At 37.4% G+C, this 8622-nt stretch carries 3 protein-coding genes; 2 read left to right on the top strand and 1 reads right to left on the bottom strand.

Going from position 1 to position 8622, the window contains the following annotated elements; all coding sequences use genetic code 11:
- Together VIH09_RS06765 and VIH09_RS06760 are read left to right on the top strand one after the other, a co-directional pair.
- The coding region (locus VIH09_RS06765; protein WP_331579196.1) for a T9SS type B sorting domain-containing protein at positions 1-3842 on the top strand (3842 nt) is incomplete at its 5' end.
- A 92-nt stretch (positions 3843-3934) separates the two neighbouring features.
- On the top strand, positions 3935-6715 hold the full coding sequence (locus VIH09_RS06760; protein WP_331579194.1) for a T9SS type B sorting domain-containing protein: 2781 nt from the start codon (positions 3935-3937) through the stop codon (positions 6713-6715).
- Positions 6716-6800: 85 nt separating this feature from the next.
- Here VIH09_RS06760 and typA read toward each other — a convergent pair whose 3' ends face one another.
- A complete protein-coding gene (gene typA / locus VIH09_RS06755) occupies positions 6801-8597 on the bottom strand; it encodes a translational GTPase TypA (protein ID WP_331579192.1) in 1797 nt (598 codons plus the stop codon).
- Positions 8598-8622 lie beyond the last annotated feature (25 nt).

Raw genomic sequence — 8622 nt, 5'->3', positions numbered from 1 at the left:
GTTCCGACAAACCTATTGCTGTAAATTGTGGGTCTTATACGGGAACAAATGGAGATATCTCTCAAAATGTCGACCTAGGTTTTGACCAGATCGTATCTGCCGAAAGGACCGGTACAGAATATATTCTTATAAAAAGTACAGGGCAAGACTTTGTAGAAAGGGCTCTAATTGTGGCAAACGAAAATAGTACCGAAGTGTTTTTAAACGGAAGTTCAACCGCCATTGCTGTTTTAAACGCAGGGGAATATATTGCTTTGAATGGATCAAACTTTACTGCCGCAGGAAACCTGTATATTAAAACTTCAAAAAACACATTCATTTATCAGAGTGTCGGGGATAACTCTAGGATAGACCAAGCCAATCAGGAATTATTTTTTGTCCCTCCCTTAAGTTGTGAAACGCCAAAACTAATTGACAATATTCCTGATTTAAACCAGATAGGCTCACGGACCTTTACCGGTCGTGTAACAATTGTAACGGAAAGAAATGCAAGCTTGACATTTGCCATCAACGGAGCAACATACTCGTTAGCCTCTTTACCGGCAGTTATTGATGGGCCAAAACCGGTCACAGGAAATCCGAGTTATGAAACCTATACCATAACCGGACTTTCCGGGAATGTGTCCGTATATTCTTCAGGACAACTGTACCTTGCTTCCTACGGCTCTGATGGGGCGGCTACCTATGGTGGCTTTTATTCCGGCTTTACATTCAAGCCTCAAATCAGTTTTGATAAAATCAGCACCATACAATCCAGCTGCATCCCAAACGCGAAATTATCGGTAAGCGAAATTTCTGGATTTGATACTTTTCAATGGTATTTTAATGAAGTTGCAATCTCTGGGGCAACTACCAATAGCTACTTCCCTTTAATTCCTGGCTATTATTATGTAAAAGCAACCATTGCTTCTTGTGGCACAACTTTACAGTCCGACAAAATCCCTGTCAGCGACTGTCCCTTAGATAATGACAATGACCTAGCAAACAACAATATCGATATTGATTTGGATAATGACGGCATTACTAACTGTACGGAATCATACGGAAATCTAGGGGTCAATTTATCAAACCCGAATGCGGGTACAGTTTCAACCGGAAATTATTCAAATTCATTTACTGGAACAATTACAACTCTAAATCCTGTCATAAGCTCCCCATTTCCTTTTATTGGGAAAAGCAATGGTGATTTTATTACCGAAGTACCAAAAGGCAAAAACAACTTCTTGACATATGGCATGAATTTCGCAAAGCCAATCTCTGTTGCTTTGGAATACATATCGGGTGTTAGTTCCCCTAATTTAACAAATTCAGATGCTGAGTTTATTGTAGCATGTCCTTTCAACAATACTATAACCGTACTAAATCCAGACAATCAACTATTGATTGACACCAATTACGACGGAATCTACGAAAGCGGCATTACGCAATACTCTTCTTTTGAAATACGATTTAGATTAAACAGTACAATTCCTTTGGCAGCTGGTGCGGGAACATTTAGTTTTCGCTCCTACCTCACCACCGCTCTTTCTTTGACGCAAAAAAACTTGTCTGACTTAGTGGCCAGTAAAGCCTTTTTTTCAATAATTGCGACATGCCTGCCTAAGGATACCGATAAAGATGGCATTTCTGACCAACTAGACATTGACAGTGATAACGATGGTATTCCTGATTCGATAGAAGCTCAAGAGGCTACTGTTATCGCTTATACAGCTATAGATGCAAACAAAGATGGCTTGAGTGATGCATATGGCAATGGTTTTGTTCCGGTGGATACCGATTTGGACGTTGCGATTGACGGCGTACCAGATTATTTAGATCTGGATAGTGACAATGATGGAATATATGATTTAGTCGAATCAGGGAGCGGTGCAATTGATGCTAACCAAGACGGAGTAATAGATGGAGGGAATAGCGCATTTGGCACAAACGGTCTTTCATTCTCGGTGCAAACCTCAAACAACCCTGGCATCCTGAATTATATTGTGCGCGACACAGATGCTGATGGGAGTCTAAACTATAGAGAAATTGACAGTGACAATGACCTTTGTAATGATGTTATCGAGGCTGGATTCCTGGATCCAAATAACGATGGATTACTGGGCAACAATCCGATTGCGGTGAATGTAAATGGAGTTGTAACTAGCGGAAACGTCTATAGTAGCCCGAATATAAATTATATCACCGCAGCACCCATTGTAATAATGATTCAGCCCAATTTTACACCTACCTGCGAACTCGAAAATGCAAAAATAGAGGTTGCGGATAATGGCGGAAACAGCTATCAATGGCAAGTTTCAGTAAATGGTTCGACTTGGGCTAATGTCAGCAATGACGCTCTATATTCAGGCGCGCAATCAAACACATTATCAGTAATACGAGTGACTAGTGCTATGAATGGATATCAATACCAAGTCGTTTTAAGTAAACTTGGAAATTCCTGCGGCTTAATATCGAATTCCGCAAAACTTATTGTATTACCACTCCCTAATACCGCCGCATCAGTTTTATTAGTTCAATGCGATGACGATAGGGATGGTTTTTCTGATTTTAAGTTAACGGAGAAAAACAGTTTTGTTTCAGCCAATTATGCCGCTGAAACATTTACTTATTATACAAGTCAACTTGGAGCAAACACAAAAAATGCGGCAACTCTAATTACTAACCCGAAGGTCTATAACAGTACGAATGGAGCGGTGTGGACTAGAGTAGAAAACTCAAACGGATGTTTTAAAGTTGAACAATTGAATTTAGTGGTGTCTTCAACACAAATTCCAGTTACTTACAAACGCACATTTTCAATATGTGACGATTATCTCGATGCCTTAAACGGCGACACGGATGGCATTTCGGCATTTGATTTTAGTAGTGTAACTTCTGAAATCAAAACGCTATATCTTGGGTCATCAACTGCTTACTCCATAAGTTATTATAAAAATGAAATGGATGCATTGGCTGAAACTAATGAAATAACAAACACTTCAAATTACAGGAATATTGGTTACCCAAATACGCAACAAATTTGGGTTCGTGTAGAAAGCACTTTAGATAACGCATGTTACGGACTGGGTCCACATATAACACTAAAAGTAAACCCAAAACCAAACATAGACACAAATGAGGATCATAGTGATGATGCATTGGTGTGTTCAAATAACCCCACTTTTTTTGTTAAATTAAATGCTGGAATCATTGATGGTTCACCAATTCATAATTACACATATGTTTGGTCCAAAGACAATGAAGTCCTAACCGGTAATTCTGGCTATACACTAGATGTAAATAAGATGGGGAATTATTCTGTTACAGTGACCTCCCTTTTCGGTTGTAGCAGGACACGAAACATAGCAGTTGCAGCATCCGATACTGCACAGATTGACGCTATTGATATAATTGATCTATCAGAAACAAATTCAATAACCATTATTATTTCAGGATCGGGCAACTATGATTTCAGTTTGGACGAGGCGACAGGCCCATTTCAGTCCTCGAATTTCTTTGATAATGTTTCGGCTGGAATTCACGAGGTATTTATACGAGACACAAACGGATGTGGTACAACCCAGAAAACGATAGCCGTTATAGGCGTTCCCAAATTTTTTACTCCAAATGGGGATGGTTACAACGACTATTGGAATTTGAAAGGGGCAAATGCCAATCTCAATTCAAAATCAATAATTTACATTTATAATCGTTTTGGCAAACTACTGAAGCAACTAAACCCCTCCGATCTTGGCTGGGACGGAACATTCAACGGAATGCCATTAGCTGCCGATGACTATTGGTTTACTATTACATTAGAGGATGGAAGGGAGATAAAGGGTCATTTTAGTATAAAAAGATGATATTATAAAACATTTTAACACCAAAATTTAATTGTTTTGTTATAATTCTGTTATAATTCTGAAATTACCTATATTTGATCTATTCGACAATTATGAAAACATTCGCTTTTTTTGCTTTAGCTCTCTATTTAATTACAACTCCTTTATTCGCTCAAAAAGAAGCTGCAAATTGGTACTTTGGCGATAGAGCCGGTCTAGATTTCAATTCTGGGAGTCCCGTTGCATTGACCGAAGGTAAGCTTGCCACAAACGAAGGCTGCGCCACCATATCGGACAAAGACGGGAAATTACTTTTTTATACCGATGGTTCTTTTGTTTACAACAAAAACCATGAAATAATGGCCAATGGTTGGGGCTTATTGGGAAATAGATCCAGTACACAATCAGCTATCATAGTCCCCAAACCCCGAAACCCATCTGTTTACTATATTTTTACGGTCGATGAACCATTTGACTTAAATACTGACGACACTACATCAAATGATAGGGATGCCCCAAATAATGGCTTGAATTATTCGGAGGTTGACATGAGACTAAACAATGGTCTTGGAGATATCGTTTCAAAAAACGTACATCTTGTCACTTACGATCCTAATAATAATCTAGAAGCAAAATACAAATGTTCTGAAAAAATCACTGCGGTCCAGCATGGAGATGGAATTTCTTTTTGGGTTATCACCCATTTTATAGATACTTTCTATTCCTTTAAAATAACTACTCAAGGGGTCGTTAACAACCCTGTTAAGACAATAACTCCTCTTAATATTCCTATTGGCGGATATCTGCCAAATGCAATTGGTTACTTAAAAGCGTCTCCAAACGGTAAAAAAATAACTATAGCCAATAATGCATCAAGACGAACAAATGAAAAGGGACCGAAAGGTCAAACTATACGAAATACTGGTAGTGTGATACTTTACGATTTCGATGCCCTCACGGGAATTGTCAGCAGTGGAATTACGCTGTTAAGCAATTCAAATCCTTATGGTGTGGAATTTTCATCAAAAACAAAAAAATTATATGTAACAGAAAATCATTTTGATTCAACGGGACAAGTAATTCTAGAAAGTGCCTTAATCCAATTTGATTTAAAAAACCCAAACATTCCATCCACCAAGACCCTAATAGAAACTTCTCCTGATTTTGTAGCGGGGGCTTTACAATTGGCCATTGATGAAAAGATATACCGAGCAGGATTTCTCGCAACTGACTACACGCGCCATAGATTATCAGTGATAAACAATCCCGAATTAGATGGAGCAAGCTGTAATTATAAACATAATGCAATTGATCTAAAAACAGGTAGCGTGCAACAGGGATTACCTCCATTTATAACGTCACTATTTCTATACACATTTCAATATGAATTTAATTGTTTAGGAGATTCCACGCATTTTTATGTCAATACAATTGAAAAAATCGACTCCGTGATTTGGGATTTTGGTGACGGAAGCACTTCTACTGACTTAGACACTTACCATGTTTATAAGAATTCCGGTGACTATACAGTTACATTGACAAAAATAGTAAATGGAGAAACCAGAGACCCTATAGAAAAAGTAGTTACCATTTATGAAACACCAACCATTTCTAAAGTATCCCATAAGCTAATACAATGTGACACACAGGACGCAAACCCTACGGACGGGCTTTCTTTATTTAATTTGGAGTTGGCAAACGATGCAATTTGCATGGGAAACAAAGACTATGAAGTGTTTTATTATCATAGTTTGACAGAGGCCGAAAATGACTTGAATAATACGGAATCAATTGCACCCATTTATAGAAATCAGGTTCCTGATGAAATCATATATGCAAAAGTAACCCAACCTAACTCTACGTGTTATAGTATGGGCTCAATAATTCTGCATGCCAATGAAAACCTCTCAATACTGCCAGATGCCATGCATGCTTGTGATTTAGGGGAAGGATCGGGATTGTTTGATCTAGAGCAACAAAAGAATACAATAAAAACCGAACTAAATTTGCCCTCAGACGTACGTTTGTTCTTTTATTCTAACAAAGGAGATGCATCATTAGGCCAAAATACAGTTGAAAACCAATACACTTCAGTTTCAAAAAAGCTATTTCTCAGAGCGGAAAACGATGAAGGTTGCTACGGCACGGGCCAGTTTGATTTAATTGTTGAACCCAGTCCTAAAATCAACACTTTTGAAAAACAAATACTATGTGAAGAAGCCTTTTCTATTATTCTGGAATCTGGCATTGAATTTCCAGCGCTGAATACTGACTACACTTATGCCTGGTCAACAGGAGAGACCACGCCATCCATAGAAGCAACAAAAGAAGGAGATTACACCGTTGTCGTGACAAACAAATCAGGTTGTAGTGAAACGAAAACTTGCAACGTAACTGTATCTTATCTCGCAAAAATACAAAATATAATTGTGCACGATATAGTACCCGAAAACAATGTCATTATTGAGGTATCCGATCCCGATAATTATAACTACATGATTCAGTTTGAAAACGGCACTGCAACAGCTTTCCAAAATTCAACTATTTTTGTAAATGTGCCTGGTGGTTTTCACGAATTAATAATAGAAAATAAAAATGGATGTGGACTAGTAGAAAGAAGTTTTGCAGTACTACAAGCACCACCATTCTTTACGCCTAATGGGGATGGAACAAATGATTATTGGAATTTAAAAGGACTAGGCGGGAGTGTCTATAAAAACACAAAAATATTTATTTTTGATAGATATGGAAAATTACTTAAACAGTTGAGTCCCTCTGGAGTAGGTTGGGACGGAACTTTTAACGGTCAGCTATTAGCTGCCGATGATTACTGGTTTACCGTTGAACTTGAAGATGGCAGAAAAGCAAAAGGTCATTTTAGTTTAAAAATATAAATTAAATGAAACATAATGAAAGACAAAAAAATAAAACATAAAAAAAGCCATTCTTTCGAATGGCTTTTTTACTATATAAATAAAATTAGATTTTGAATCTTTTTCTATCATTCTCTGTCAAATAAATTTTTCTCAAACGAATAGATTTTGGAGTTACCTCAACATATTCATCTTTTTGGATGTACTCTAAAGCTTCCTCTAATGAGAAAATAATCGGAGGGATAATTCTTGCTTTTTCATCATTTCCAGATGAACGAACATTAGACTGTTTCTTAGCCTTAGTTACGTTTACAGACATATCATCGCTACGGGAGTTTTCTCCAATTACTTGACCTTCGTAAATTTCATCATTAGGATTAACGAAGAATTTACCACGATCTTGTAATTTATCTATAGAATAAGGAATTGCTTTACCATTTTCCATAGAGATCAAAGAACCGTTGTTTCTTCCAGGAATCGCTCCTTTAAATGGTTCGTATCCAATGTAACGGTGTGACATAATAGCCTCACCAGCAGTAGCGGTCAACAATTGATTACGCAATCCGATGATTCCACGAGATGGAATATTGAATTTTACAATCATACGTTCTCCTTTACCTTCCATGCTCAACATTTCTCCTTTACGAATAGAAACAAACTCTACAGCCCTACCAGAAAGATTTTCAGGTAAATCAATAGTTAATTCCTCTATTGGCTCACATTTTTTACCGTCAATTTCTTTGATGATAACCTGTGGTTGACCTATTTGTAACTCATACCCTTCTCTTCTCATTGTTTCAATAAGAACAGATAAGTGAAGTACACCACGACCAAAAACCATGAACTTATCAGCTGAATCAGTTTCACCCAATTTCATTGCTAAGTTTTTCTCTAATTCTTTTGTCAAACGGTCTCTAATATGACGAGAAGTTACAAATTTACCCTCTTTACCAAAGAAAGGAGAGTCATTAATTGTAAACAACATACTCATAGTAGGCTCGTCAATAGTAATTGTTTGTAACGCTTCAGGATTTTCAAAATCGGCGATAGTATCTCCAATTTCAAAACCTTCAACACCAACAATCGCGCAAATATCTCCGGCAATTACTTCTTGAACTTTTTTACGACCTAATCCTTCAAAAGTATGTAATTCTTTAATACGTGATTTTATTATTACACCATCTCTTTTACATAAAGAAATTGGCATTCCTTCTCTCAAAACACCTCTTTCAAGACGACCAATAGCGATACGACCTGTAAAGGCCGAAAAGTCTAATGAAGTAATCAACATTTGAGGAGTTCCTTCAGATACTTTAGGAGCTGGAACATTTGCAATAACCATATCCAATAATGCTTCAACATTATCAGTTACGTTTTCCCAATGGTCAGACATCCAGTTATTTTTAGCTGAACCGTAAACAGTTGGGAAATCCAATTGTTCTTCAGTAGCACCTAATTCAAACATTAAGTCAAAAACTTTTTCGTGAACTTCTTCAGGAGTACAGTTTTCCTTATCAACTTTGTTTATAACAACGCATGGTTTCAAACCAAGGTCAAGTGCTTTTTGTAATACAAAACGCGTCTGTGGCATTGGCCCTTCAAAAGCATCCACCAGTAGACAAACTCCGTCAGCCATGTTCAATACACGCTCTACCTCACCACCGAAATCGGCGTGACCAGGAGTATCGATAATATTGATTTTTGTTCCTTTGTATACTACAGAAACATTTTTAGAAGTAATGGTAATACCTCTTTCACGCTCTAAGTCGTTGTTATCAAGGATCAGATCACCTGTGTTTTCGTTGTCACGAAATAACTGACAGTGATACATAATTTTATCAACCAAAGTTGTTTTACCGTGATCGACGTGGGCAATAATTGCAATGTTTCTAATAGATTCCATCTGTGATTTTTAATGGGTGCAAAGG

The organism is Flavobacterium sp., from assembly GCF_036515215.1.
Taxonomy (GTDB): Bacteria; Bacteroidota; Bacteroidia; order Flavobacteriales; family Flavobacteriaceae; genus Flavobacterium.
This window is presented reverse-complemented; position numbering and strand designations above follow the sequence as displayed.

What these genes read in the sequence shown, in the direction of transcription:
- VIH09_RS06760 (WP_331579194.1), top strand. Translation starts at nt 3,935, where the DNA reads ATGAAAACATTCGCTTTTTTTGCTTTAGCTCTCTATTTAATTACAACT.
- typA (WP_331579192.1), bottom strand. Translation starts at nt 8,597, where the DNA reads ATGGAATCTATTAGAAACATTGCAATTATTGCCCACGTCGATCACGGT.